This is a genomic window from Streptomyces sp. NPDC107517, assembly GCF_055582645.1.
The window spans coordinates 181,446-207,645 of sequence record NZ_JBVJPM010000010.1 but is presented as its reverse complement, the minus strand read 5'-3'; the positions used below and the strand labels follow the sequence as shown (position 1 = coordinate 207,645).

Genomic DNA, 26,200 nt, shown 5'->3' with positions numbered 1-26,200 from the left:
GACACACGCTTTAGTCGCGTAACAGGCGAAGACCGGATGTGTCGCGCAAGATGCGTTTATGTACTTATTCACGCGAAAGGGTGTGTGGAGTCCCCTATGACGCAGAGCCCCGCCTCCCCGCTGCCGACCCCCGACGAGCGGCGCAGACTCCGCGAGTCGAAGTCCCTGACTCAGGCTCAGGTCGCCACCCAAGTGGGCGTCACCCGCGAAACGGTCCGCTCCTGGGAATCCGGCCGAACCACCCCGAGAGGCCGCAAGGGAGAGGCGTACGTGACGTTCCTGGCGGACATCGAGGCGGAGAGACAAGCGCCCGCGGCCAAGGCGACGGTCACCGCCAAGGCAGCAGCCACCGCCACCACGGCCCCCGCCCGGACCAGACGCTCCGTCGGACGCTGGGACTCCGCCCCGCTCGACCGGGGCCAGGAACGCGGCGGACAGTGGGGGCGGCCCGCGGCCACAGCAGACGCGGGCGGGAGCCCGGGCCCGGCCCAGTCCCCGAAGGACGCCACCGAGGCCTTCGACCGGCTGTACACCCACGCGGCCCCCGGCCTGGTCCGCCAGGCCTACCTCCTCACCGGCCGTCGCACCCTCGCCAGGGAGTCCGTGGAGCGCGCCTTCCAGTTCGCCTGGCAACGCTGGCCCGAGGTCGCCGTGGACCGCGATCCCGTCGGCTGGGTCAGGGCCGCCGCCTACGAGTACGCCATGTCGCCCTGGCACCGGCTGCGCCCGAGCCACCGGCACCCCGAGGCGCCGCCGGCCGACGCCGGCCACCGCGCGCTGCTCGACGTACTCCTGAGCCTGCCGACCTCGTACCGCCGCACCCTCCTGCTCTACGACGGGATCGGGCTCGATCTGCCCGAGACCGCCGCCGAGACGGAGGCCACCACGCTCGCTGCGGCGAATCGGCTGCTCCACGCGCGGGAGGCCGTGGCCGAGCAGCTGCCGGCCCTCGCCGTGCCCGACCAGCTCCACCGGCACCTGACCGAACTCGCGGGCGCCGAGAAGCTCCAGGCCCCCAAGTCGGCCCAGGTCCGCGCGGAGGGCGAGCGCCGGACGCGCTTCTGGACCCGCTCGGCCATCACCTTCACCGTCCTGATCGTCGGTGCGACGGCCCTCACGCTGCGCACCGCGCCGACCCGTTACGAACCGATCCCCGCCCCCGGCTCCGTGATCACCGGAGTGCCGCCGCGGACGGGGCCGGGACCTCTCACGAAGGCGGACAAGAAGCTGCGCGACAAGCTGCACAAGTCGACGCAGAACGGCCCCCACCGCCTCGCCCCCGCGGCCGACTGAGCCCCTACGGGCTTCCCGGACCGGCTCCCGGACGCGGTCCCCTCACGTGGTTCCCGCACAGGATTCCCGTACAGGGTTCCCGTACAGGGTTCCCGTACAGGGTTCCCGTACAGGGTTCCCGTACAGGGTTCCCGTACAGACGCAACGACAGTGGGCCCGCACCCCCGAAAGGGTGCGGGCCCACTGATGTCAGGCAGGTGGTGGCGGAACTACGAGAGCAGCTCGCGCGCCAGCTTGGCCGTCTCGGTCGGCGTCTTGCCGACCTTCACGCCGGCGGCCTCGAGGGCCTCCTTCTTGGCCTGTGCGGTGCCAGAAGAGCCGGACACGATCGCGCCCGCGTGGCCCATCGTCTTGCCCTCGGGGGCGGTGAAGCCCGCGACGTAGCCGACGACCGGCTTGGTGACGTGCTTGGCGATGTAGTCCGCCGCACGCTCCTCGGCGTCGCCGCCGATCTCACCGATCATGACGATCAGGTCGGTGTCGGGGTCGGCCTCGAACGCCTCGAGGGCGTCGATGTGCGTCGTACCGATGACCGGGTCGCCACCGATGCCGACGGCGGACGAGAAGCCGAGGTCACGGAGCTCGTACATCATCTGGTACGTCAGCGTGCCGGACTTCGAGACCAGGCCGATGCGGCCCGGCTTCGTGATGTCGCCCGGGATGATGCCGGCGTTCGACTGGCCCGGGGTGATGAGACCGGGGCAGTTCGGGCCGATGATGCGGGTCTTGTTGCCCTTCGACTTCGCGTACGCCCAGAACGCGGCGGAGTCGTGGACGGCGATGCCCTCGGTGATGACGACCGCGAGGGGGATCTCGGCGTCGATCGCCTCGACGACGGCAGCCTTGGAGAAGGCCGGCGGCACGAAGAGGACGGACACGTTGGCGCCCGTCGCCTCCATGGCCTCCTTGACCGTCCCGAAGACCGGGACCTCGGTGCCGTCGAAGTCGACGGAGGTGCCGGCCTTGCGCGGGTTCACGCCGCCGACGATGTTCGTGCCGTCACCGAGCATGAGCTTGGTGTGCTTCATGCCCGTGGCACCGGTCATGCCCTGGACGATGACCTTGCTGTCCTTGGTGAGGAAGATAGCCATGGTGGTCTGAGTCCCTCTTCCTTACTTCGCAGCCGCGGCGAGCTCGGCGGCCTTGTCGGCCGCGCCGTCCATGGTGTCCACACGCTGGACGAGCGGGTGGTTGGCGTCGCTGAGGATCTTGCGACCCAGCTCCGCGTTGTTGCCGTCGAGTCGCACGACCAGCGGCTTGGTGACCTCTTCGCCCTTGTCGGCGAGGAGCGCCAGGGCCTGCACGATGCCGTTGGCGACCTCGTCGCAGGCGGTGATGCCGCCGAAGACGTTGACGAACACGGACTTGACGTCCGGGTCGCCGAGGATGATCTCCAGGCCGTTCGCCATCACCTGGGCGGACGCGCCGCCACCGATGTCGAGGAAGTTGGCCGGCTTCACGTTGCCGTGGTTCTCACCGGCGTACGCGACGACGTCCAGGGTCGACATGACCAGACCGGCACCGTTACCGATGATGCCGACCTCGCCGTCGAGCTTGACGTAGTTGAGGTTCTTGGCCTTGGCAGCAGCCTCGAGCGGGTTGGCTGCGTCCTTGTCCTCGAGCGCCTCGTGCTCGGGCTGGCGGAAGTCCGCGTTCTCGTCGAGGGAGACCTTGCCGTCAAGGGCGATGACCTTGCCGGAGGCGACCTTGGCGAGCGGGTTCACCTCGACGAGGAGGGCGTCCTCCTTGATGAAGGTGTCCCACAGGGTGACGAGGATGTCGGCGACCTGGTCGGCGACCTCGGCCGGGAACTTCGCCTTGGCGACGATCTCCCGGGCCTTCTCCTTCGAGACGCCCTCGTTGGCGTCGACCGGCACCTTCGCGAGGGCGTCGGGGTTCTCCTCCGCGACGACCTCGATCTCGACGCCGCCCTGGACGGACGCCATGGCGAGGAAGGTGCGGTTGGTGCGGTCGAGGAGGTACGAGACGTAGTACTCCTCGAGGATCTCCGGAGCGGTCTCGGCGATCATCACCTTGTGGACCGTGTGGCCCTTGATGTCCATGCCGAGGATGTCCGTCGCGCGGGCGACGGCCTCGTCCGGGGTGGCGGCGAGCTTGACGCCGCCTGCCTTGCCACGGCCGCCGACCTTCACCTGCGCCTTGACGACCGACTTGCCGCCCAGTCGCTCGGTGGCCTCGCGCGCCGCCTCAGGCGTGTCGATGACTTCACCGGCCAGCACCGGTACACCGTGCTTGGCGAAGAGGTCCCTCGCCTGGTACTCGAACAGGTCCACGCGCGTCCGTCCCTTTTCCGTGATCTCGCTGCGATCTCGCTGCTTTGTGGTCAGCTGTCTGCGTGGGCGTGCCGCGAAGGGCAACGTGACTGCGCTGTCACAGGGGAGGCGTAGGACGGAGTCCGGTACGCGGCATGTCCGTCTCGCAGGTTATCGCCGCTCGCCCGGGGTCCCTAAATCGCAGATCCCACCTGGGCGGTGATAACTGTCACAGATCGGGGCCCCACCGGCCTGGGGTGCGCCCGGTGGGGCCCCTGAGAGCCCCTGAAAGACCCGGTGGGAGGACCTGGAGGGCCCTGCCACCGGGCTGGGAAGGGCCCGGGCGGGTGATCCTCACCCCAATGGGGACCACCCGCCGCCATCTGCCGGACCGGGCCCGGCCTGTCACTCCGGTCCCCGGCTGCCCACAGACGACGTATTCAGTCCGCCTCGGTCCGTCCGACGCGTTCCGCGGTTGCGCCGGACGGACCACAGATACGGACTGCAGATACGGACTTCGGACGGAGAGCCTCTGCGGCGCCTCAGATACCGATGCCGTTGGCGGCGGCGTCCGTGGCGTTCGTCAGGTAGCTCGGGGCGACCGAGGCGGCCACGCCCTGGACGCCCTGGACCGCGTTCCCGGCGAGCGGCTGCGCGTCGGCGCCGACCGTACCGGTCAGGTTCTGCGCGAACGGCGAGACCTCACCGACGACCCCGCCGGCGAACGGCGTCACGTCGCCGACCACACCACCGGCGAACGGCGTCACGTCGCCCACGACGCCCTGCGCCAGGTACTCCGCGCTGCCGCCGACGCCCTGCACGACCGGCTGCACCTGGTCGTACACGGCCTGCACCAGGGGCTGGACCGCGCCGACGACCCCGCCCGCGAACGGCTGCACGTCCTCCGCGACGACCGACTGCGCGAAGGGCTGGACCTGGCCCACGACCCCGTCCGTGAACGGCGTGACGTGGCTGACGACGCCACCGGCGAACGGCGTCACGTCGCCGACCGCACCGCCCGCGAGCGTGCCGACGTCACCGACCGCCTGGCCGGCGACCGGGACCACGCCGTGCACGGCGGTCGCGGCGATGGGGGGAAGCACCGCGGCGGAGGTCTCGTCGACGACGGGACCGGCGGCCGTGGTCACCTGGCCGACGGCGCCGGAGGCGGTGGCCGGGACGTTCTGGGCGTAGCCCGGGACCTGCGCCGCGGTGCCGTACGCCTGGGCGGCGATGCCCTGGAGCTGAGTGGTGGCGTCCTGGACGTGGCCCTGCGCGCCGGTCACCGTGCGGTCGACGTCGGGGGCGAACGCGGACAGCGGGCCGAACAGGTAGTCGATCTCCTGCGTGGCGCCGTCCTGTACGGCTGCGGCCCGGGCGCCGGCGTTCTGCGCGACGGCGTCGGCCGACACGTTCGGGACCCCGGCGGTGCGGGCGTGTGCGGCGCGGGCGGCGGCGGTGCGGGCGGTGTCGGCGACGTCGGTGACGCCCTCGACGTAGGTCCGGGCCTGCTGCTTGGCGTGCGCGGCGGCGGCCTCGACCCGGGCGTCGGTGTGGCGCACCGCGCCCTGGGCCCCGGCGACGGCGGGACCGGCCTGGGGCGCGGCCTCGGCGGCGGCGCCGGAGACGGTTCCGGAGACGTCGGAGACCGCGCCGGACGCGGTCGTCCGGGTCTGGCCGGTCACGCCCGCCACGGTGTCCTGGGCCTTGCCGGCGACCGAGCCGACGGTGCCATGGGTGACGTCGTCGACGGTGCCCTGGACGTGGGAGACCGTGCCCTGGACGTCTGCCACCACGTCACCGGCCAGGTCCGGGACCGCCACGGAGTGGGCGGGCATTTCGTCGGCGCTGGCGGCGGCGGAACCGAGCGCCCACGCACCGGAGACGCCGGCGGCTATCACGATGGAACGGCGGATGTTCTTGTTCATGCTTGCGTCAGATCCTTCGAATTCTCATGTCCGGTCCCGCGCTGGAGGTCCAGCGGTGGGCCGGCGGCGTCCGGCCGGAGTGGTCCGGTCGGCGGGCAGACCTGTGCCGCCCCCGCGCGGCAGGTCACGTGCGGGGAACGGGCTGCCCTAGCCGGGGAATTCGGGGATGTCTCGGTGCCTGTCGCGGGTGGGGGCGGTGTGGGAGGACGCCGTCGCTCCGGGCAGCAGCCGGGCCGTCGCGCCGCTGCCGAACGCCGCCGCGGTGAGATCGGAGTGCCGCGTCGTGCTGCCGTCCCCCGCCGACTGACCGACCGCGCTGCCGCTCGGGAACGCGGGTGCGGGGGCGGGAGCCGGGCTGCCGACCGCCCTCGTGGCCGGGGTTCGTACGGGTACGGCGTTGTCGCCCGCCGAGGCGAACACGTCGCTCACGGGCTCGGCTGCTTCTCGCTTGCCGGGCCTTGCGCCGTCACTGTGCGCGGCGGCCGCATGGGCTCCCGCGCTCGGAGCCGGTGCCGTGTGGGCGCCGTTCCCGGGCTGACCGGGGCCGCCGGGGGCACCGATCCCGCCCGGGATGCCGGGCAGCCCCGGCATCGACGGCGGACCCGGCAGGAACCGCGGCGGAGCCTCGGTGACGAGCCCGCCGACGAACTCCCCCACTTCCCGGATCTCTTCGCGCACCGCTCCCCGGACCGTTCCCCGCACGTCGCGTACTCCTCGTACGACAGGTGCGGCGACCTGAGTGCGGACCGGCCCGGTCACGTGGGTCCGGACGGGCTCGACCACGCGAATCCGGGCGTGCTCCACGGCTTGCTCCCGCACGGCCCCGACTGCTCGGGAACCGCCGGCGGGAGACGTACGGTGCGCCGCCTGCGCGGGGACGGGTGCGTGATCCGGCGTCTGAGCGGTCGCGTGAACCGCCTGCTCGCCCGCGGCCTCCGTCGGCGGCACAACTCCCTCGGCCGCATGCGCCCTCCCTCCGCACAGCAGCCCGAGCACGATCAGGCCCCCCGCGAGGAACATCACCCGGAGCGCCACGCTCAGCGCACGCCGCCCGGCCGCTGCGCGCACGACGCGCGGAGCGGCAACAGGCAGAGCGACCGGGGAAGTCAAGGTGGGGGAACCCTCCCGTACGAGGAGCGCGGGGACGCGGGACGCGTGGGCGCGGGAATGAGAAGAGCCGCGCCGATCCTTGCACGGGACGCCCGAGGTTGCGCAAGCCCCCTGTTACCGATGGGTAGTCATGTCCGGATTTACGGCGTCCCGCACCTACGACGCCCCGTTCGCCGGGTTCTCCGAGTCCGGTATCGGCAGCGGACGCTTCTCGATCGCCGCCGCCATCACCTCCGGGAAAAGATCCGGTGTGCAGGCGAATGCCGGTGCTCCCAAGGCCGCGAGCGCCGCCGCGTGCTCCCTGTCGTACGCGGGTGCCCCTTCGTCGGACAGCGCGAGCAACGTGACGAACTGCACTCCTGACGACTTCATCGCGGCGACCCGCTTCAGCATCTCGTTCCGGATTCCCCCTTCGTAGAGGTCGCTGATGAGGACGACGACGGTCTCCGCGGGGCGCGTGATCTGCGAATGGCAGTACGCGAGCGCTCTGTTGATGTCGGTGCCACCGCCGAGCTGCGTGCCGAACAGGACGTCGACCGGGTCGTCGAGCTGGTCGGTGAGGTCGACGACGGCCGTGTCGAACACGACGAGCCTGGTGTCGATGGACCGCATCGAGGCCAGCACGGCGCCGAACACGGAGGCGTAGACGACCGAGGCGGCCATCGAACCCGACTGGTCGATGCAGAGGATGACCTCCTTCTTCACCGACTGGGACGCGCGGCCGTATCCGATGAGCCGCTCGGGGACGACCGTTCGGTACTCCGGCAGATAGTTCTTGAGGTTGGCCGCGATCGTGCGGTTCCAGTCGATGTCGTGGTGGCGGGGCCTGTTGACACGGGCGCTGCGGTCGAGCGCGCCGGTGAGCGTCGCGCGGGTCCGCGTGGCGAGACGCTTCTCCAGGTCCTCGACGACCTTCCGCACGACGGCGCGTGCCGTCTCCTTCGTCGTCTCCGGCATCGCCTTGTTGAGGGAGAGCAGCGTGCCGACGAGGTGCACGTCGGCGTCGACCGCTTCCAGCATCTCCGGTTCGAGCAGGAGCGCGGACAGGCCGAGGCGGTCGATGGCGTCGCGCTGCATGACCTGGACGACGGAGGACGGGAAGTACGTGCGGATGTCGCCGAGCCAGCGCGCCACGGACGGCGCGGACGCCCCGAGGCCGGCCGAGCGGTGACGCCCCCGTTCGGCCTTGTCACCTCCCCCGTAGAGCGCGGTCAGGGCGCCGTCCATCGCCGCGTCCTGGCCGCCGAGCGCGCATCCGGTGCCGTCCGCCTCGTCCCCGCCGAGCACGAGCCGCCAGCGCCGCATCCGCTCGTCCCGGGCTCCCCCGCTGAGCCCGTCCATCTGGTCGACCGCCATCAGGCCACCCCCACCAGGTCGTTGTCACCCCGGCCGGAACCGGTTCCCGAGTCAGATCTGGCGTCGGCGTCGTCCGTCCCGAGCAGCAGCCGCAGCAACGGCAGCACCGCGTCCGCGCGCACCAGGTCGAGGCCAGGCGCGAACCCTGGCGGCGCCGTCCCCACGGCCGCCTTGGGTCCCGCCCCCGCGGGCCCGCGCCGCACCAGTTCCCCGAGCGTGCGGCGCACACCGGATTCGTAGGCGGAGAACGTGCGGCGCAGCAGCGGCAGCACATCCGTGAACGCGTCGGCGGACACTCCCGTCAGCCAGTCGTCGACGAGGGCGAGGAGCCGCTCGTCGTGCACGAGGAGCAGTCCGCCGCCGGAACCGCCGCCCACGAACCCCTCGATCCACGCGGCGGCCTCGGCGGGCCCGGTGCCGGGCGAGAGGGCGAGCCCCATCAGCCGCGCGGCCTCCCCCTCGGCCAGCTGTCCGTCGTCGAGGAGCAGCCGCGCGCACCTCCCCCGGATCACGCCGGCCACACTGTCGCGTGCGGCGAGGACCCGGAGCACGGAGTGCCAGCGGCCTCCGTGTCCGGCCGTCCCGTCGTCCTCCAGGAGCCCCACCGCCGCGTGCACCGCGTCCACATGGCCGCGCATCTCGGCCGCGGCGTCCCCGTCGAGCCCCGCGCACGCGGGCGGCAGGCCCACGAAGACGCGCTCGGCGAGACCGGCCGCCACCTCGCTCAGCGCCCGGGTGTCCGTGCCTCGCACATCGCCGTAGCGCAAGGAGCGCACGAGGGCGGGCAGGGCCTGGGCGAGATGGCCGACGTCCGCGTCCATCGCGGCGCGGTCGGCCAGCACACGCATCACCACCGGGAGTGCATCCGGCAGTTCGGCGAGGAGGCAGCGCTCCGCGAGGGCGGTGACGTCGGCGAGGGCCGGCGCGCCGATCGCGTCCGCCTCGGCTCTGGCGGTGGCCGCCGAGAGCACGGTCGTCCCCCAGACCCCCGCCTCGGCGACGCGCACGGACAGCTCGGGCTCCCAGCGCAGCCGCCAGGTCTCCCGGAACGTGCCCGTGGAGGCGCGCACGGACCGTGCCGGTTCGCCCCAGCCGACGTCGAGGAGGCGGAGCCGGTGCAGGAGCCGGCTGCGCGCCGCGTCGGTCTCCCTGCGCAGGTCGAGCTCCAACTCCCGCTCCAAAGCCTCGGGTTTGAGCCGCAGGGAGCGCTGGCGCCGGGTGAGGTCGCGTTGGAGCGGCACGGCGGGCGCCGCGTCCGGGACCTCGCCGAGTACGTCCCCGACGACGAGCCTGTCGTGGACGAGCGACAGGGGTACGTCCGACCCCTCGCACATCACGGCGCGGATCGCGTCCGTCGTCTCGGTCAGCCCGGCCAGTGGACGGCCCCGCATCGCGGCGAGCGTCCCGGCCAGCCGCACCGCCTCGATGACGTGCGCCGACGACACGATCCTGTCCTCGTCCCTGAACAGCCCGGCGACCTTGGTCATCCAGCGTTCGACGGGCCGGTCCGGGGCGCTGAACAGATGCCCGTACCAGCCGGGCGAGTCGATACCCGCTCCGTATCCGCCGGCCCGGGCGAGCCGGCGGTACGTCCAGGGCACCCAGGTCATGTCGACCTTGGCCTTGAGCAGCCCCTTGAGGACGGCCCGGTCGGCGGCGACCGTGGTCTTCACCCGCAGCGCGGGAACGTGCCAGGCGCCGCACACCACCGCGACACCGTCCCCGAACTCCTTCTGCGCGGTGCGCAGTTGAAGGCGCATATGGGCCTCCCGCACGAGGTCCCGCCCGTGCCCGCCGTCGCCGTACTCCTCCCGCAGCGCCCCCATCGCCTCGCCGAGCGCCTCGAACGGCGCGAACGCGTCCCCCGACGCGCCCCGGTGCTCGATGACGTCCTCCCACCAGCGTTCCGGGTCGTCGTGCCCCGCCGTCTCGGCGAGTACGGCGAGCGGATCGACGCGCACCGCCTCCCTGGAATCCTCCCCGAGCCGGTCCTCGCCCTGCTCTCCGTCCCCCTCGGGGTCGGCCGGCGTCGCGCCCTGGTCGCGCAGGGCCAGGCTGTGCGCCGCCGGCAGGTCGATGAAGCGGACCGGAACGTCCCGCTCCAGGGCCCACCGGATCGCGACCCACTCCGGGGAGAACTCGGCCAGCGGCCAGAACGCGGAGCGCCCCGGCTCGTCCACGACATGCGCCAGCAGCGCGACCGGCGGCACCATGCCCTCGTCGGCGGCGAGTGCCACCAGGGCGTCCGCCTCGGGCGGCCCCTCGACCAGGACCACCCTCGGACCCGCGGCATCGAGCGCGGCCCGGACAGCCCTGGCCGAACCGGGGCCGTGGTGACGCACCCCGAGCAGCAGCGGCCCCTGCCCCCTCCCCCGCTCGCTCATACGCTCACCTCGCGGCACGCGCGGTAGAAGTCCTTCCAGCCGTCCCGCTCGCGGACCACGGCCTCCAGGTACTCCTGCCAGATCACCCGGTCCGCGGCCGGGTCACGGACGACGGCCCCGAGGATGCCCGCCGCGACGTCGGACGGCCGCAGCACCCCGTCCCCGAAGTGGGCGGCCAGCGCGAGCCCGCTCGTCACGACCGAGATCGCCTCGGCCGTGGACAGCGTGCCGCTCGGCGACTTCAGCTTCGTACGCCCGTCCTCGGTGACGCCGCTCCGCAGCTCCCGGAAGACCGTGACGATGCGGCGGATCTCGTCCGAACCGTCCGGAGCGGCGGGCAGTTCGAGGGAGCGGCCGATCTGGTCGACACGGCGCGAGACGATGTCGACCTCCGCCTCAGCGCTCTCCGGCAGCGGAAGCACCACGGTGTTGAAGCGGCGGCGCAGCGCGCTCGACAGGTCGTTGACCCCCCGGTCCCTGTCGTTCGCCGTGGCGATCAGGTTGAAGCCCCTGACGGCCTGCACCTCCTGGCCCAACTCCGGTATCGGCAGCGTCTTTTCCGACAGGATCGTGATCAGTGTGTCCTGCACATCGGCCGGGATACGGGTCAGCTCCTCGACCCGGGCCGTCATCCCCTCGGACATGGCGCGCATGACGGGGCTGGGCACGAGGGCGTCCCGGCTCGGGCCGTGCGCGAGCAGCCGCGCGTAGTTCCACCCGTACCGGATCGCCTCCTCGGGGGTGCCCGCCGTGCCCTGCACGAGCAGCGTCGAGTCGCCGCTGACGGCGGCCGCGAGATGCTCGGAGACCCAGGTCTTCGCGGTGCCCGGCACACCGAGCAGCAGCAGGGCGCGGTCGGTGGCGAGCGTGGTGACGGCGACCTCGACGATGCGGCGCGGCCCCACGTACTTCGGCGTGATGACGGTCCCGTCGGGCAGTGTCCCGCCGAGCAGATACGTGGCGACGGCCCACGGCGAGAGGCGCCAGCGCTCCGGGCGCGGCCGGTCGTCCTGCGCGGCCAGCGCCGCGAGTTCGGCGGCGAAGGCGTCTTCGGCATGCGGCCGCAGCGCCTGCGCGGCACTCTGGTCCCCCGCGGACGCGGCGCTCTTCTCGGTCGGTTCGACGGACACGGTCATGGCGATCCCCCTCGATTTCGGCCGGACTCGGCCGGCACGTCCGGCACATCCCGAGCACTCGGCCGGGATGTGACTCCACCGTGCACCACGCCACTGACAATCACCGGTCGTACGCCGCTGACCTGTGCGAACACCCGCGCCACGGCCGATTGTCAGTGGCGGGACCTACCTTCGAGAACATGACTCAGCAGGGGGTGCGCTGGACGGCGGACCAGGTGCTGGCACTGGCGCCTGACGCCCCGTCACGCAAGGCGGGGAGCAGGCTCGGCGTCGCCGGACCTTGGTCGGAGGCGGGAAGTTCGGGCGAAGGGATGGTGTGGGGGCTCTGCAAGGGCAGCGGCAGCAAGCCGTATCAGACGGTCGTGGATGTCGCGGACGCGGCGGGCCCGGCCTACAAGTGCAGTTGTCCGAGCCGTAAGTTCCCGTGCAAGCACGCCCTCGGGCTGCTTCTGCTGTGGGCGGGGGCGGACGGCTCGGTGCCGGACACGCGGACGCTTCCGGACTGGGCGGAGCAGTGGGCCGAAGGGCGCAGGAAGCGGGCGCAGACCAAGCGGGAGACGGACGCGGCCGGGGGCGCCACCGCTGATCCCGAGGCCGCGCGCCGCAGGGCCGAGCGACGCGCCGAGCGGGTCACGGCGGGCGCGAGCGAGCTGGAGCAGCGGCTCGCGGACCTGCTGCGCGGCGGCCTCGCCTCGGCCGAGCAGGCCGGTTACGGGATGTGGGAGGAGACCGCGGCCCGCATGGTGGACGCACAGGCGCCCGGACTGGCCGCGCGGGTGCGGGAGTTGGGGTCGATACCCGCGTCCGGCCCCGGCTGGCCGGTGCGGCTCCTGGAGGAATGCGCGCTGCTGCACCTCCTCGACAGCGGCTGGCTGCGTCGCGACCTGCTCCCCGCCCCACTCGCGGCGACGGTCCGCTCACGCATCGGACTGCCGTCATCGGCGGACGGGCGGCCCACCCGGGACCGATGGCTGGTCCTGGCGCAGTACGACACGGCCGACAGTCGGCTCACCACACGCCGGACGTGGCTGTACGGGACGGAGTCCGGCCACACGGCGCTCCTCCTCTCCTACGGGGCGGCGGGCCGCGCTCCGGCACTCTCGCTGCCGGTCGGACTGGCGCTGGACGCCGAGCTCAGCGCGTACGCGGGCGACGGGCAGCTCCGCGTCGACCTGGGCGAACAGTTCACGGCGCCCGCCCCAAGTCCCGTACGGCCCAAGGGGGCAGGCGTGGCGGAGGCGGTTGCCCGGTACGGGGACGCGTTGGGCCTCGACCCATGGCTGGAGTCGTGGCCGGTGACGCTGAGTCGGGTCATACCCACGCCGGACGGGGCGAGCGGCAGTGGCAGCGGCTGGCAACTGGCCGATGCGGACGATGACTTGGCACGCCCCCATCCGGCGCGACCGGCCCCGGAGCGGCTGGCGCTCCCGATCACGCCGCAGGCCGCTTCGAGCCCCGGGCTGTGGCGGCTGGCGGCGCTGTCCGGCGGAGCCCCGGTCACCGTCTTCGGCGAATGCGGCCACCGCGGCTTCACCCCTCTCACGGCCTGGCCGGAAGGCCCGGGAGAGGCGGTGGCACTGCGCTGACGAGCCGGACGACAGAGACGACGGAAACGACTACGCGCACCCACCCCCTGGAGAGGAGCGACATGAACGGACCTTCGACCGCCAGCGCCACGCCCACCAACACCACCACCGGTGACCCATGGGAAGAGCTTGTCACCGTCGCCCTGCTCGGAACGGACCGGCGGACGCCGCCAGGCCACTCGGCCGGCGCCGACGCGCCCACCGCGCTGCTCGACGCCGCCGCCGTGCAGACCGTACGACGGCGGGCCGGCCTGCGGCCCGCACCCGCCGCCTCGCTCCCGGCGCGGGCGGCGGACGACCCGCGGCCCCTGCTCCCCGCCCCCGCGCGACGCAGACTGGCGACGCTGCTCACCGACCGCCCCGGCACCGGAGGCGGCCGCCGTGGCACGGCTCCCGACCTGATGGAGCTGCTGCCCCAGTGGCTGGCCGGGGCCAACGCAAAGGGGTACGCGGCCCCCGCGGATCTCCTCCCCGCACTTCTCGACGCGGCGCGCGGGCGCACGGATCTGCGGCCGCAGGCCCTCACGTTCGCCGGCCCGCGCGCACTGTGGCTGGCCCGGCTGAACCCGGACTGGAAGTTCGCGCTCCGTGCCGCCCCCGGCGGCGGCACGGCGCTCCCGGCGCCCGAGGACGCGGCAGACGTGCAACGCCTTTGGGAGGAAGGTCTGTTCGCCGAGCGGGTCGCGCTCCTGGCCCGGGTGCGCGCACACAGCCCGGACGCGGCGCGAGAGCTGCTCGCAACCACCTGGCCCGCCGAGCGGGCCGAGGACCGGCTGATGTTCCTCGACTCGCTGCGGTCAGGACTCGGCGACGCGGACGAGCCGTTCCTGGAGCAGGCGTTGTCCGACCGCAGCCGCAACGTCAGAGCCACGGCCGCCGAGCTGCTCTCCGCACTCCCCGGCTCGGCACTGGCAGCCCGGATGGCGTCGCGCGCCGCTTCCTGTGTGGCAGTCGACCGCACTCATGGCGCGGCGACGCTCACCGTCGAGGCACCGCACGAGTGCGACGCGGGCATGGAGCGGGACGGCGTCGTCGCCACGCCGCCGGCGGGCCGGGGTGAACGGTCGTGGTGGCTGGGCCAGTTGGTCGAGGCGACACCGCTCGGCTGCTGGACCCCGCGGTTCGGCGGGCGTACGCCGCAGGAGATCGTCGCGCTGCCGGTGGCCGACGGCTGGCAGGGCGAACTGCACGCCGCCTGGTGCCGGGCCGCTGTGCGCCAGCGGGACGCCGTATGGTCGCGCGCACTCCTGGGCGCACCCGCGTCTCCGGACGCCGGAGGCCCGGGCGCCGTATCGCTGTCCGAACGGGCGAAGCTCCTCGGCGCACTCCCCGACGGTGAACGATCCGAGTGGGTGGCGGGGTTCATCGCGACGCACGGCCTGTCCGAGGCGTTCCAGCTGCTCGGGGTCTGCGCCCAGCCCTGGGCCGAGACGCTCGGGCGGGCAGTGGTCGACGCGCTGAACATCGCGCGGGACGCGGGCAGTTACCCGTGGAGCTTCAGCGGCGTCATGGGCCTTGCCGAACGGTGCCTGGACCCCGCGGAAGCGTCCCGGCTCGAAGGCCTCACCGCCACCCCGGACGAACCGGAAGACGCGGCCCCCGGCGCCGGCGGCTACTGGTCGGAAGCGTTCCAGCGCCTGGTCAGCACGTTGCGCCTGCGACAGGCGATGCGCGACGAGTTGAGCGGGATGCAAGCGCAATGAGTACGGGGTGAGGCAGGGCGAAGGGGACTGTCCGGTTCGGGCGGAGCGAAGACCGCGCACCGAACCGGCACCCCTGCGTCCTCACCTGGGAGCCGAAGGGATCAAGCCCCTGCAGGCTGGCGGACGTTCGCGTTGACCCAGTCCACGATCGACGCCGTCGTCGCGCCCGGGGTGAAGATCTCCGCGACGCCCTTCTCCTTGAGCGGAGCGATGTCCGCCTCGGGGATGATCCCGCCGCCGAACACCTTGATGTCCGCGGCGTCGCGCTCCACCAGGAGCTCGATGACGCGGGCGAAGAGCGTGTTGTGCGCCCCGGAAAGAATCGAGAGACCGATCGCGTCGGCGTCCTCCTGGATCGCCGTGTCGACGATCTGCTCCGGCGTCTGGTGCAGGCCGGTGTAGATGACCTCCATACCGGCATCGCGCAGCGCCCGCGCGATCACCTTGGCCCCGCGATCGTGACCGTCGAGCCCCGGCTTGGCGACCACCACGCGGATCGGACCGGCTGCCACACCCATCACTGCCTCCATGAAGCGACTTCTACCCGATACCTGACCTGATGCGTACCCGGGAAGTGAACGAACGTTATCGACAGCATCCCGCAACCGGCCGTTTCGCGGTGCGGAGCGAGGGGGAAATCACACGTTGGGACACGTTCGCTGCGCGCCACAGCCGCCGCAGGCGGTTCAGAAACCGCATACGGGGGACTCTGGCGCAAGGGGAGCCGCAAAGAGACAGTCGCACCACACCGCCGCGGACCGCGCGGCGGGCGGCAGGGCGCATCGGCGCCGCGGTACGTGCGGAGTTTTCGCGACGCACCACGGCGGTCACACACGGACACCAAGCAGTCACAGTCCGCGTACGACGCGCATCGTCGGCCACCTCGGCGCATGCTTCCCATGAGGGCACACGGGAGACAGAGCCGTTTTCCCGGGTGCCGACGGGAGGTCGGCCATGAAGGTCACGAGCATCCTGCCTTTTCGCCCGCTCTGTCAGCTGTTCCCCGCCCGACTGGTGTTCCCCGCCAGAGTGGCCGGGGTCTCCGTCTCGTTGCTGAAGGCGACCGCTCTCGAGGTCGCGATACTCGCCGGGCACCTCTTGCTCTACCCCTCCGGCATCATCCAGGAGCGCAGGGCCGCCCCGGGGCTCCCTGAGCTCGGCTACAGCCCCGCCCCTAAGGGCCTGACCGAGGGCACGGGCGAGTCCTCGTACCTGACGGAGAGCGCCACGCTGCCGGGTCCCGAGGCCGAGAACGCCCACGGCACCCCTGACAGCCTCAGCGCCCGCCTGCCGGTCACCGAGAGCAAGCCGCCGGTTCTCCTGCTGCACGGCTTCATCGACAACCGCTCCGTCTTCGTCCTGCTGCGCCGCTCCCTCGCCCAGCACGGCCGGCACCACGTGGAGTCGCTGAACTACTCGCCGCTGACCTACGACATCCGCACGGCCGCCGCACTGCTCGCCCGCCATGTCGAGGAGATCTGCGAGCGCTCGGGCCATGACCGCGTGGACATCGTGGGGCACAGCCTCGGCGGACTCATCGCCCGTTACTACGTGCAGTGCCTGGGAGGCGATCTGCGCGTACGCACCCTCGTGTCGCTCGGCACCCCGCACAGCGGGACCACGGTCGCGCCACTGATGGACGCGCACCCGATCGTCCGGCAGATGCGCCCCGGCTCGACCGTCATCGAGGAGCTGTCCCGGCCCGCCCCCGGCTGCCGCACCCACTTCGTGAGCTTCTGGAGCGACCTCGACCAGATCATGGTTCCGCTGGAGACGGCCTGCATCGACCACCCCGACCTCATCGCGCAGAACGTCCGCGTCACCGGCGTCGGACACCTCGCGCTCCCCGTCCACCCGGCGGTCGCCGCCGGTATACGGCAGGCACTCGACGCCGAGGAGACGGAAGGCGCGCGCGCCGCCGACGCGGTGGGCGGCCTGACAGTGGCGTGACCGCGGCCTGAACGTGCCCCCGGGACGGTCTCCGAACTGGCCAAACGTCGAACGATTCTCGAACGCAGGGCCAAAGCTCTGCCCACAGTCCGCCGAAAGACGGCCGAATGCCCGTTTCCTGCGAACGGGAAACCTGCCGAAGATTGTCGAGCCCGCGTACCGCCGGGTACAGTCACCGCACTGCTCTGGCAGCCCCTGTTGTCGAGGCGAAAGAGAAGTTGGTGAACGACCGTCACCCGTCGGGGACTCAGACCTCCCCGGCCCCGGCTCAGGACGCCGACTATGCGCCCTACGCTCCGTACGACCAGCAGAGCGCGCAGTACGGCGACTACACCGGTTACGACGGCTTCGCCACGGGCGGTTTCGCGGCCGACCCCCTCTTCGGTGACCTTCCCGGCGCGCAGAGCACCGGCTCGTACGACAACGCCCAGTGGGCGACCGGCGCGCACCAGACACTGACGACGCAGGACCCCCAGCACCACGACCCGTACGCGGCGCAGCAGCACGCCTCCGCGTACGGCACCGGCAGCTACGACACCACCGCTGTCTGGGGGACCGCCGCTCACGAGCAACTCAGCGGTATTCCGGCCCAGTCCGGACCGGATCATTCCGGCCAGTGGGACAACAGCGCGTGGGCCGGCCAGACCGGGCAGTGGGACGCGAACGCCTTCGGGGCGCAGGCGCAGGGATTCACCACGCAGGACGCGTTCGCCACGCAGACCTTCCAGTCACCGGCGGCCTTCGAGACCGGGACTTACGCGACCGGAACCTTCGACGCGCAGGGCTTCGAGACCCAGGCGTTCGAGGCTCAGGCCTATGAGACGCAGGCGTTCGAGGGTCTGCCCTTCGCGACACAGACCTTCGAAGCGCAGACCCTCGACACCGGCGCGTACGACGCCACCGCGTGGAACTCCGCGGGCACCGAAGACGACGACAACGACCTCGACGCACGGCACGACTACGGCGAACTCGACGCCCCCGAGCCCGAGTTGAGCCACAGCGACGATCACCACGACAGCCGCAGCGAGGGCCCCGACGACGTCGAGGAGACCGTCGCCCGCGACGAGCGGCCCGCCCCGGTCACCCCGGCCCAGCGCGCCCGCTCCCGCCGCCGCTCTCCCGCCAAGCGCTCCGCGCTGCTCACCGTCGCGGTGCCCTCGGTGTGCGTGATGGGTGTCGCGGGAGTGGCCGCGGCCTCCGTCGGCGGGCTCGGCGGCGACGACAGCAAGGACACGACGGCGGCCTCGGCACCGGACGCGACCGCCGTGAAGCCCTCCGTCGCCAACAACAAGCTCGACACCCAGCTCGCGGACCTCTCCGCGGACGCGGGCGACTTCGCCGACCGGGCGAGCCGCACCCAGGAACGTATCGACCTCAGGGCCAAGCAGCAGGCCGAGCGGAAGCAGGCGGCGGAGGAAGCGGCGCGCAAGGAGCGGCTGCGTCCCAAGTTCGTCCTCCCGGTCGCGCAGCGCGGGCTGAGCGCCTACTTCGGGCAGGCCGGCATCAACTGGATGTCCGTGCACACCGGCATCGACTTCCCCGTCGCGTACGGGACCCCGGTGATGGCCGCGACCGACGGCACCGTCCGTACACAGTGGAACAGCGCCTACGGGAACATGACGATCCTGACGGCGAAGGACGGCACGGAGACCTGGTACTGCCACCTCTCCAGCCACGCCGTCATGAGCGGACCGGTCAAGGCCGGCGACCTCATCGCGCACTCCGGGAACTCCGGCAACTCCACCGGTCCGCACCTGCACTTCGAGGTGCGTCCCGGCGGCGGCTCGGCCGTCGACCCGCTCCCGTGGCTCCGCAGCCACGGGCTCGACCCGACGTAGTAGGACCGAGCCCTCCCGGCGGGAGCCCTCTACAGCTTCCCCCACCGGCCTTACAGAGCTACAGCTTCCCCACCGGCCTACCGAGCTACGGCTCCCCCACCGGACTGCTGAGCTACAGCTTCTCCACCGGCGCGTACCGCAGCAGCAGGCGCTTCGGCTTGGGCTCGCCGAAGTCGACTGTCGCCTCCGCGTTCGCCCCTGTGCCCTTGACTCCGACGACCGTGCCGAGGCCGAACTGGTCGTGCGTGACCCGGTCTCCCACGGACAGCGCGACGACCGGCTTCTCCGTCGCCCGGCGCGTGGCGAACGCCGGTGTCGAGCGCGAGCGCGACGACGAGAGAGACGCGGCGATACCGCTCGTCGGACCCGTCGACTTGGCGGGCGCCACGGCGCCGGTCCGCTTCCACTCCAGATGCGCGTCCGGGATCTCCTCCAGGAAGCGCGACGGCGGGTTGTACGAGGGCTGGCCCCAGGCGCTGCGCAGCGTGGAGCGCGTCAGATACAGCCGCTCACGCGCGCGCGTGATGCCGACGTAGGCGAGGCGGCGCTCCTCCTCCAGCTCCTTGACCTGGCCGAGGGAGCGCATGTGCGGGAAGACGCCGTCCTCCATGCCGGTCAGGAAGACGACCGGGAACTCGAGGCCCTTGGCGGTGTGCAGCGTCATCAGCGTGATGACGCCGGAGCCGTCGTCCTCCTCGTCCGGGATCTGGTCGGAGTCGGCAACGAGCGCGACCCGCTCCAGGAACTCGGAGAGCGTACCGACGCTCGCCTCGCCCGCACCCTCGACCACGCCGTCCGCCGCCGCGCTCTCCTGCTCGAACTCCAGGGCCACGGCCGCGAGTTCCTGGAGGTTCTCGATGCGCGTCTCGTCCTGCGGGTCCGTCGACGACTGCAACTCGGCCAGATAGCCGGTCCGTTCGAGCACGGCCTCCAGGACCGTGGCCGGGCCCGCGCCCGACTCGACGATCGTGCGGAGGTCCTCCATCAGCGTGTTGAACCGCTTCACCGCGTTCGTCGAGCGGGCCGCCATGCCGTACGCCTCGTCGACGCGGCGCAGCGCCTGCGGGAAGGAGATCTTCTCGCGCTGGGAGAGCGCGTCGATCATCGCTTCGGCACGGTCGCCGATGCCGCGCTTCGGCACATTGAGAATGCGGCGCAGGGGGACGGAGTCCTCGGGGTTGGCGAGCACCCGCAGGTAGGCCAGGACGTCCCTGACCTCCTTGCGCTCGTAGAAGCGGACTCCGCCGACGACCTTGTAGGGCAGGCCGACGCGGATGAAGATCTCTTCAAAGACACGGGACTGCGCGTTCGTCCGGTAGAAGATGGCGACGTCGCCGGCCTTCGCGTCGCGCGCGTCCGTGAGCCGGTCGATCTCGTCGGCGACGAACTGCGCCTCGTCGTGCTCGGTGTCCGCGACATAGCCGGTGATCTGCGCGCCCGCGCCCGCATTCGTCCACAGGTTCTTGGGGCGGCGGGATTCGTTCCGCTCGATGACCGCGTTGGCCGCGGAGAGGATGGTCTGCGTCGAGCGGTAATTCTGCTCCAGCAGGATCGTTGTCGCGTCGGGGTAGTCCTCCTCGAACTGGAGGATGTTCCGGATGGTGGCTCCGCGGAACGCGTAGATCGACTGGTCGGCGTCACCCACGACACACAGCTCGGCCGGCGGGAGGTCGTCCGCGCGGGGCGGCTCGTCCTCCCCGCGGCCGCTGTCGGCCGACCCCACGAGCTCCCTGACCAGCGCGTACTGCGCGTGGTTCGTGTCCTGGTACTCGTCGACCAGGACGTGGCGGAAGCGGCGGTGGTAGTGCTCCGCGACGTCCGGGAAGGCGCGCAGGAGATTTACCGTCGTCATGATCAGGTCGTCGAAGTCCAGCGCGTTCGCCTCGCGGAGGCGGGACTGGTACATCGCGTAGGCCTGGGCGAGGGTCTTCTCGAAGCCGTCGGCGGCCTGTGCCGCGAAGTCCTCCTCGTCGATCAGCTCGTTCTTCAGGTTCGAGATCTTGGCGCTGAAGGACTTCGGCGGGAACTTCTTCGGATCCAGGTCGAGGTCGCGGCAGACCAGGGCCATGAGGCGCTTGGAGTCGGCGGCGTCGTAGATCGAGAACGACGACGTGAAGCCGAGCCTCTTCGACTCGCGGCGCAGGATGCGGACGCAGGCGCTGTGGAACGTCGACACCCACATCGCGTTCGCCCGCGGGCCGACGAGGGACTCGACGCGCTCCTTCATCTCGCCCGCGGCCTTGTTCGTGAACGTGATCGCGAGGATCTGGCCGGGGTGCACACCGCGCTCGCCGAGGAGGTACGCGATGCGGTGCGTGAGCACGCGGGTCTTGCCGGACCCCGCGCCCGCCACGATGAGCAGCGGGGAGCCGCCGTGGACGACGGCCGCCTTCTGGTTCTCGTTCAGCCCGTCGAGGAGGGCCGCCGGGTCGAGCGCCGGGCGTGGGGCGCCGTCCCGGTAGTACTCGTCCCTGGCCGGGGGCACGTCGAACTTCCCGTCGAACAGGTCGTCCGGAACGTGCTCCGGAGCCGTGTCGTCCTCGGGCGGCGGCGGGGCATGCTCCTCACTGGCCTTCGAAGCCGTGAGGTCCGCCAGGAAGCTGTCGTCAAAGAGGCTGCTCATCGCTCTACGAGTCTAGGCCGCCCCACTGACACCCACGGCCGTCCCGGAAACTTCCTCCGACTTCGCGGGCCCGGCCACCTCTTGTAGTGCGGTAATCACCCTCAGCGAAGGTTACCGGAGGTCACCGACAAGATTGCCGAAGGTCACGAAAATGTATCGGGCATATCGAACATCAACCTTCACAGCAGCCACACGAGTTGGCTAGCGTGCTCCGCGGGCCGCCCGTCCCCCCGCCGGCAACCGCGCCGCGAGCGGGTCGCCCCCGCTGAGTTCAGTACGCCGAGAGGCATGGAACCGGGGACCCACGACCTTTGGGGTGAATCGGCCGACGACCCGTCAGGGCACGGCCGTAGGGCAGCCTTCCGAATCTCCGCCCGAACCCGACAGCTAACCCGGTAGGCGGTCATGGGAAGGAGACGCGACCCTTGGCGTCGCACCGCAAGCCGCGCACCAGAACAGCCGGCCCCCGCACGGCCCCCGTCGTCGGCATCACCACGGCGGCCCTCACGTCCATCGCCCTGCTCTCGCAGACCGCGACCGCCGCCCCCTCCGCGCCGTCGAAGCCGAGCCTGGAAGAGGTCCAGAAGAAGGTCGACACCCTCTACCACCAGGCGGGCGTGGCCACGGAGAAGTACAACGCGGCCAAGGAGCGCACCACCAAGCAGCAGAAGCGCGTCGGCGACCTCCTCGACGACGTCGCGCAGCGCACCGAGAAGCTCAACAAGGCACGCCAGGAGCTCGGCACCTTCGCCGCTGCCCAGTACCGCACGGGCGCCGTCTCCGACACCGCGACGCTGCTCCTCGCCGACGATGCGCAGGACTACTTCGACCAGGACCAGCTGATGAGCCGGCTCACGAGCCGCCAGAAGAAGGCCGTCGACGACTACCAGACCGAGCAGGCCGCCACCACGAAGAAGCGCACGGAGGCGGCCAAGAGCCTGGAGACGCTGACCACTTCGCAGGCCACGCTCAAGAGCACGAAGAGGGACGTCCAGCAGAAGCTCGGTGACGCCCGCGAACTCCTGTCGAAGCTGACCGCCGAGGAGAAGGCGCGGCTCGCGGCGATCGAGAAGAAAAAGCAGGAGGCCGCCAGGAAGAAGGCGGAGGAGCTGGCGCGTCAGCAGGCCGAGGCGGAGGCCAAGCGCAAGGCGGCCGAGGAGGCGCGCCAGAAGGAGACCACGGGCACCGGTACCGGTTCGGGGACGGGTACGGGTACGGGCTCCGGGAGCACCAGCAGCGGTTACGCCACCAAGGCCGCGAAGGTCATCGCCTTCGCCGAGTCCCAGATGGGCAAGCCGTACGTGTGGGGCGCCACGGGACCGGACTCGTACGACTGCTCGGGCCTCACGCAGGCCGCGTGGAAGGCGGCCGGCATCACGCTGCCGCGCACGACCTGGGACCAGGTCAAGGTCGGCACGACCGTCACCACGGCCGACGCCAAGCCCGGTGACCTGGTCTTCTTCTACGACGACATCAGCCACGTCGGCATCTACATAGGCGACGGCAAGATGATCCACGCGCCGAAGCCGGGCGCGAACGTCCGCGTCGAGTCGATCTACTACATGCCGATCCACAGCGTGGTGCGCCCGGCCTGACCGCCTTCGTGGGGTTACGTTCGGGCGGTGCGCGGCCCGAACGCAACCCCACGTCCCGGACCCACGTGGTCCCAGCTCCCACCGGCCGCCGGCGCCGCCATCATGGCCACCGGCATTATTTCGGTCGGCCTGCGACTGACCGGTTACTCGGTGCTGTCCGGCATCATGCTGGTGCTCGCCGCCGCCCTCTGGCTGCTCCTCGCGGCGGACTTCGCGAAACGGCTGGTGCGGGAGCGCGACCGCTGGGAGTCCGAGGCGGACACCCCGCCCGCGCTCACCGCGGTCGCGGCGACGGCCGTCCTCGGCACCCGGATCTCCATGCTCGGCCGGCAGACCCTGGCCGAGGCGCTCCTCGCCCTGGCCGCGCTCGTCTGGCCGGTGCTCCTGATCAGCGTCGTACGGCACTGGAGGCCGCGGATGCCGGGGGCCGTGTTCCTCGGCTGTGTCGCGACGCAGGGCCTCGTCGTCCTGGCGGCGACGCTCGTGCCCGCGGTCGGCGCGCACTGGCTCGGGTTCACCGGGATGGTGCTCTTCTGGGGCGGGATCATCCTGTACTGCCTCGCGCTGCTCCACTTCGACCTGCGCGAGGTGGCCTCCGGCGCCGGGGACCACTGGGTCGCGGGCGGCGCGCTCGCCATCTCCGCACTCGCCGCGTCGAAGCTCGTCGCGACGGGGCTGTGGAACAGGGACGACACGGACGTCCTGCGCACCATGAGCTTCCTGCTGCTCGCGCTCGATGTGACCTGTTACGTCGTGCTGGCGCTGGCTGAGGTGCGGTGGCCCAGGCCGCGTTACGACGTGCGGCGCTGGTCGACGGTCTTCCCGATGGGAATGACAGCGGCGGCGGCACTGTCCGTGAGCGCCGCCGCCGATGTGCCCTGGCTCAAGGGGCCGGGGCAGGTACTGGTGTGGATCGCGGTGGCCGCGTGGCTCGCCACCCTGTTCGGGACGCTCAGGTCCCGGACACCCGCCTGACGCAGGTCCCGGACACCCGCCCGGCTCAGATCCCGGACACCCGCCCGCCTCAGATCCCGAACATGCGCCCGACTCAGGTCCAGAGGACCGCGATGAAGATGTTCGCGGTGGTCAGGAGGCCGACGAGGCCGAACAGCCCCTTGTCCACCTTCTCGTCGTCCCGCTTCACGTACACGAGGCCGAGGATCACGATCAGCAGCGCGAGCTTCACGCCGATCTTGATGTTGTTGACGGTGTTGCCGTCCGCCTGGTTCAGACCCACCAGGGCGACACCCGTGACCAGCATGGTCAGCGCGCCGTGCAGCATCGCCGGGACGAACCGGGCCGTTCCCTTGCCCATCGCCTTCATCTGGGTGAGGAACCCACCGAGGAGCGAGGCGATGCCGATGATGTGCAGGCCGACGAAGAGGTGGATGAGTACGTCCATGACCGGCGAGCCTAGCCGGGGCCTCACTGCCTCCATGAACCGGCCCGCACCGGTCCCGCGTCGGTCACACCCGGTCACACCCGGAACACATGGACCAGTTGCGGACAATCCGTCACCAACCCGTGACGGTCAGGTTTAGCGTCCTTCCTCAGGTGACCGGCTCCCCACCCCCGCCCCGCTCAGGGGCGGCAGTCGGGCACCTACCGCCGAGAAAGGTCCGGCGGCGGCCCCGCTTCCCCTGCGGGCCGCCGCCGGACGCGTAAGCAGTACGTACCGGAAGGACGTGCCCCTCGTGTCGGCAGCGCACCGCAAGCCCCGCCAGCGCTCGCTCACCGGCCCCACGGCCCGCACCGCGGCGACCCTCGCTCTCGCCTCCGCGGCGACCGCCACCGCCCTGGACGGCGCGGCGCACGCGGATCCCCGGCTCACCCCGAGCCAGGTGAAGGCGAAGGTCGACCAGCTCTACCAGGAGGCCGAGAAGGCCACCGAGAAGTACAACGGCACCAAGGAGAAGGCGGACAAGGCCGAGAAGAAGCTCGGCGCCCTGCGGGACGAGGCGGCCCGCAGGACCGACCGGCTCAACACCCAGCGCGAGGCGCTCGGTTCGGCCGCCGCCGCGCAGTACCGCACCGGCGCCCTCGACCCGGCGGTCCAGCTCGTCCTGTCCTCCGACCCCGCCCACTACCTCGACAACGCGGCGCTCGCCGACCGGCTCGGCACCCGGCAGGCCGCCGCGGTCGGGCGCGTGCAGCGCGAACTCCGGCAGATCGACCAGCTGCGCGCCGAGGCCGACGGCCGGCTCACCGAGCTGCGCAAGCGGCAGGGAGAGCTGAAGAAGCAGAAGAAGACGGTCACCGGGAAACTGGCGGAGGCGAAGCGTCTGCTCGACCAGTTACCGGCGGCCGAGCGCGCCGGCGTCGGCGACAGCGGCGCGCTCGGCCGCGCGTCCCGCTCCGACTCCTCCCGCGAGATGCCGTCCGGCGCCCTGCCCAAGGCCCCTGACTCCCGCACGGCGGCGGCCATCGCCTACGCCTACAGCGCCCTCGGCAGCCCCTATGTGTGGGGCGCCACGGGCCCGAACTCCTTCGACTGCTCCGGCCTCACCCAGGCCGCGTACCGCTCGGCGGGCATCTCCCTGCCGCGCACCACGTACTCCCAGATCAACGCGGGCCCTCGCATCCCACGCTCCCAGCTGCAGCCGGGCGACCTGGTCTTCTTCTACTCGGGCATCAGCCACGTGGGCCTCTACATCGGCAACGGCAAGATGATCCACGCCCCGAACCCGAGCGCCCCGGTCCGCATCGCGCCGATCGACCAGATGCCTTTTGCGGGGGCTACGCGAGTGGCGTGACGAGAGTGCCGCTCCGGTGCTCGCGCGCCATGTGGGCGTACGCGAGGTCCGCCACCTCGGCCAGCACCCCGGGGGCCTCGGAGCCGCAGTGCGCGCGCAACTGCGCGGCGAACGCCTCCGAGTCCCGGCAGAGGGCGAGCGCCTGTGTCACCTGGGCGATCAGCTCCGGCAGGTGCTCGGCGCAGTAGGGGTGTTCGCTCTCTATCGCCGCGCGGAGCGGGTCCTCCTCGTCGGTGAAAGCCGGGTCGAGCCAGCTCTCGAGGCCGAGCAGCCGCGGAAAACTCACCGCCAGCTCCCAGCGGGCGAGAGGGATCTCCTCATACGTCGCCTCGGGCTCGCGGCGCGCCATCCTCAGGAGCGTCGCCAGGTCGTTCATGAACTCGGGCACCGTCCGATTTCCCGCCGCACGGATCCACAGGGTGCGGGCGGACGGCGGACAGGTCGAGAAGAACTCCTCGGTGAACGTGTGGGCCAGATAGTCGAGTTGGGCCGCGGCCGGCTGCAGTGGCCAGGTCCATGGCGAGCGGGTGTACTCGACCCCCTGCATACGCTGGTAGCGCAGCACCTGCCACTCCAGCGGATCACCCGATTCGACCGCGTCGGCCGCGAGACCGACGAGGTGGAATATGGCGCCGCTGCTCAGCGCGGACTGCGGAAGACGTGTCGTCACCG

At 71.7% G+C, this 26,200-nt stretch carries 19 protein-coding genes and 1 riboswitch; of the genes, 8 read left to right on the top strand and 11 right to left on the bottom strand.

Going from position 1 to position 26,200, the window contains the following annotated elements:
- Positions 1 to 96: 96 nt before the first annotated feature.
- Positions 97 to 1,293, top strand: a complete 1,197-nt coding sequence (locus ACZ67T_RS23800; RefSeq protein WP_469986645.1) for a helix-turn-helix domain-containing protein — start codon at positions 97 to 99, stop codon at positions 1,291 to 1,293.
- 209 nt (positions 1,294 to 1,502) lie between these two features.
- Here ACZ67T_RS23800 and sucD read toward each other — a convergent pair whose 3' ends face one another.
- From sucD to ACZ67T_RS23765, 7 genes are all read right to left on the bottom strand, one after another.
- A complete protein-coding gene (gene sucD / locus ACZ67T_RS23795) occupies positions 1,503 to 2,384 on the bottom strand; it encodes a succinate--CoA ligase subunit alpha (RefSeq protein ID WP_366120304.1) in 882 nt (293 codons plus the stop codon).
- A gap of 21 nt (positions 2,385 to 2,405) precedes the next feature.
- Positions 2,406 to 3,587 (bottom strand): ADP-forming succinate--CoA ligase subunit beta, encoded by a 1,182-nt coding sequence (gene sucC, locus ACZ67T_RS23790; protein ID WP_469986644.1) that lies wholly within the window; start codon positions 3,585 to 3,587, stop codon positions 2,406 to 2,408.
- 521 nt (positions 3,588 to 4,108) lie between these two features.
- Positions 4,109 to 5,494, bottom strand: coding sequence for a hypothetical protein (locus ACZ67T_RS23785; protein ID WP_469986643.1), 1,386 nt, complete (start codon positions 5,492 to 5,494; stop codon positions 4,109 to 4,111).
- Positions 5,495 to 5,641: 147 nt separating this feature from the next.
- Positions 5,642 to 6,604, bottom strand: coding sequence for a hypothetical protein (locus tag ACZ67T_RS23780; RefSeq protein WP_469986641.1), 963 nt, complete (start codon positions 6,602 to 6,604; stop codon positions 5,642 to 5,644).
- 156 nt (positions 6,605 to 6,760) lie between these two features.
- Positions 6,761 to 7,960 carry a VWA domain-containing protein gene (locus ACZ67T_RS23775; protein WP_469986640.1) on the bottom strand — a complete coding sequence of 400 codons (1,200 nt, stop codon included), beginning with the start codon at positions 7,958 to 7,960 and terminating at the stop codon, positions 6,761 to 6,763.
- Positions 7,960 to 10,344 carry a DUF5682 family protein gene (locus ACZ67T_RS23770; protein WP_469986638.1) on the bottom strand — a complete coding sequence of 795 codons (2,385 nt, stop codon included), beginning with the start codon at positions 10,342 to 10,344 and terminating at the stop codon, positions 7,960 to 7,962. Before ACZ67T_RS23770 ends, ACZ67T_RS23775 begins: the two co-directional genes overlap by 1 nt.
- Positions 10,341 to 11,480 (bottom strand): ATP-binding protein, encoded by a 1,140-nt coding sequence (locus ACZ67T_RS23765; protein WP_469986637.1) that lies wholly within the window; start codon positions 11,478 to 11,480, stop codon positions 10,341 to 10,343. Before ACZ67T_RS23765 ends, ACZ67T_RS23770 begins: the two co-directional genes overlap by 4 nt.
- A gap of 179 nt (positions 11,481 to 11,659) precedes the next feature.
- On the opposite strand from ACZ67T_RS23765, the gene ACZ67T_RS23760 reads away from it, so the two are divergent.
- Entirely contained in the window at positions 11,660 to 13,066 is a 1,407-nt protein-coding gene (locus ACZ67T_RS23760; protein ID WP_469986635.1) for an SWIM zinc finger family protein, read from the top strand.
- A 62-nt stretch (positions 13,067 to 13,128) separates the two neighbouring features.
- Positions 13,129 to 14,769 (top strand): DUF5691 domain-containing protein, encoded by a 1,641-nt coding sequence (locus tag ACZ67T_RS23755; protein ID WP_469986634.1) that lies wholly within the window; start codon positions 13,129 to 13,131, stop codon positions 14,767 to 14,769.
- 101 nt (positions 14,770 to 14,870) lie between these two features.
- Here the strand turns inward: ACZ67T_RS23755 and ACZ67T_RS23750 are convergent, their stop codons facing one another.
- A complete protein-coding gene (locus ACZ67T_RS23750) occupies positions 14,871 to 15,287 on the bottom strand; it encodes a cobalamin B12-binding domain-containing protein (protein WP_100594811.1) in 417 nt (138 codons plus the stop codon).
- Between the two features lie 436 nt (positions 15,288 to 15,723).
- On the opposite strand from ACZ67T_RS23750, the gene ACZ67T_RS23745 reads away from it, so the two are divergent.
- Together ACZ67T_RS23745 and ACZ67T_RS23740 are read left to right on the top strand one after the other, a co-directional pair.
- Positions 15,724 to 16,719 (top strand): lipase family alpha/beta hydrolase, encoded by a 996-nt coding sequence (locus tag ACZ67T_RS23745; protein ID WP_469986632.1) that lies wholly within the window; start codon positions 15,724 to 15,726, stop codon positions 16,717 to 16,719.
- Between the two features lie 221 nt (positions 16,720 to 16,940).
- Positions 16,941 to 18,557, top strand: coding sequence for a M23 family metallopeptidase (locus ACZ67T_RS23740; RefSeq protein WP_469986630.1), 1,617 nt, complete (start codon positions 16,941 to 16,943; stop codon positions 18,555 to 18,557).
- Positions 18,558 to 18,669: 112 nt separating this feature from the next.
- Here the strand turns inward: ACZ67T_RS23740 and pcrA are convergent, their stop codons facing one another.
- Entirely contained in the window at positions 18,670 to 21,180 is a 2,511-nt protein-coding gene (pcrA, locus tag ACZ67T_RS23735) for a DNA helicase PcrA (protein WP_469986628.1), read from the bottom strand.
- Positions 21,181 to 21,447: 267 nt separating this feature from the next.
- Positions 21,448 to 21,597: riboswitch (cyclic di-AMP (ydaO/yuaA leader) on the top strand.
- Between the two features lie 8 nt (positions 21,598 to 21,605).
- On the opposite strand from pcrA, the gene ACZ67T_RS23730 reads away from it, so the two are divergent.
- Together ACZ67T_RS23730 and ACZ67T_RS23725 are read left to right on the top strand one after the other, a co-directional pair.
- Entirely contained in the window at positions 21,606 to 22,775 is a 1,170-nt protein-coding gene (locus ACZ67T_RS23730; protein ID WP_469986626.1) for a C40 family peptidase, read from the top strand.
- 27 nt (positions 22,776 to 22,802) lie between these two features.
- Positions 22,803 to 23,750, top strand: a complete 948-nt coding sequence (locus ACZ67T_RS23725) for a tellurite resistance/C4-dicarboxylate transporter family protein (RefSeq protein WP_469986624.1) — start codon at positions 22,803 to 22,805, stop codon at positions 23,748 to 23,750.
- 73 nt (positions 23,751 to 23,823) lie between these two features.
- Here the strand turns inward: ACZ67T_RS23725 and ACZ67T_RS23720 are convergent, their stop codons facing one another.
- Positions 23,824 to 24,177, bottom strand: coding sequence for a hypothetical protein (locus ACZ67T_RS23720; RefSeq protein WP_469986622.1), 354 nt, complete (start codon positions 24,175 to 24,177; stop codon positions 23,824 to 23,826).
- Between the two features lie 292 nt (positions 24,178 to 24,469).
- Between ACZ67T_RS23720 and ACZ67T_RS23715 the strand changes: the two genes are divergently transcribed.
- Positions 24,470 to 25,528: a C40 family peptidase gene (locus tag ACZ67T_RS23715; RefSeq protein WP_469986620.1), complete on the top strand. Its 1,059-nt coding sequence runs from the start codon at positions 24,470 to 24,472 to the stop codon at positions 25,526 to 25,528.
- Here the strand turns inward: ACZ67T_RS23715 and ACZ67T_RS23710 are convergent.
- Positions 25,512 to 26,198, bottom strand: a complete 687-nt coding sequence (locus ACZ67T_RS23710) for a hypothetical protein (RefSeq protein ID WP_469986618.1) — start codon at positions 26,196 to 26,198, stop codon at positions 25,512 to 25,514. The two genes, ACZ67T_RS23715 and ACZ67T_RS23710, sit on opposite strands and share 17 nt — an antisense overlap.
- Positions 26,199 to 26,200 lie beyond the last annotated feature (2 nt).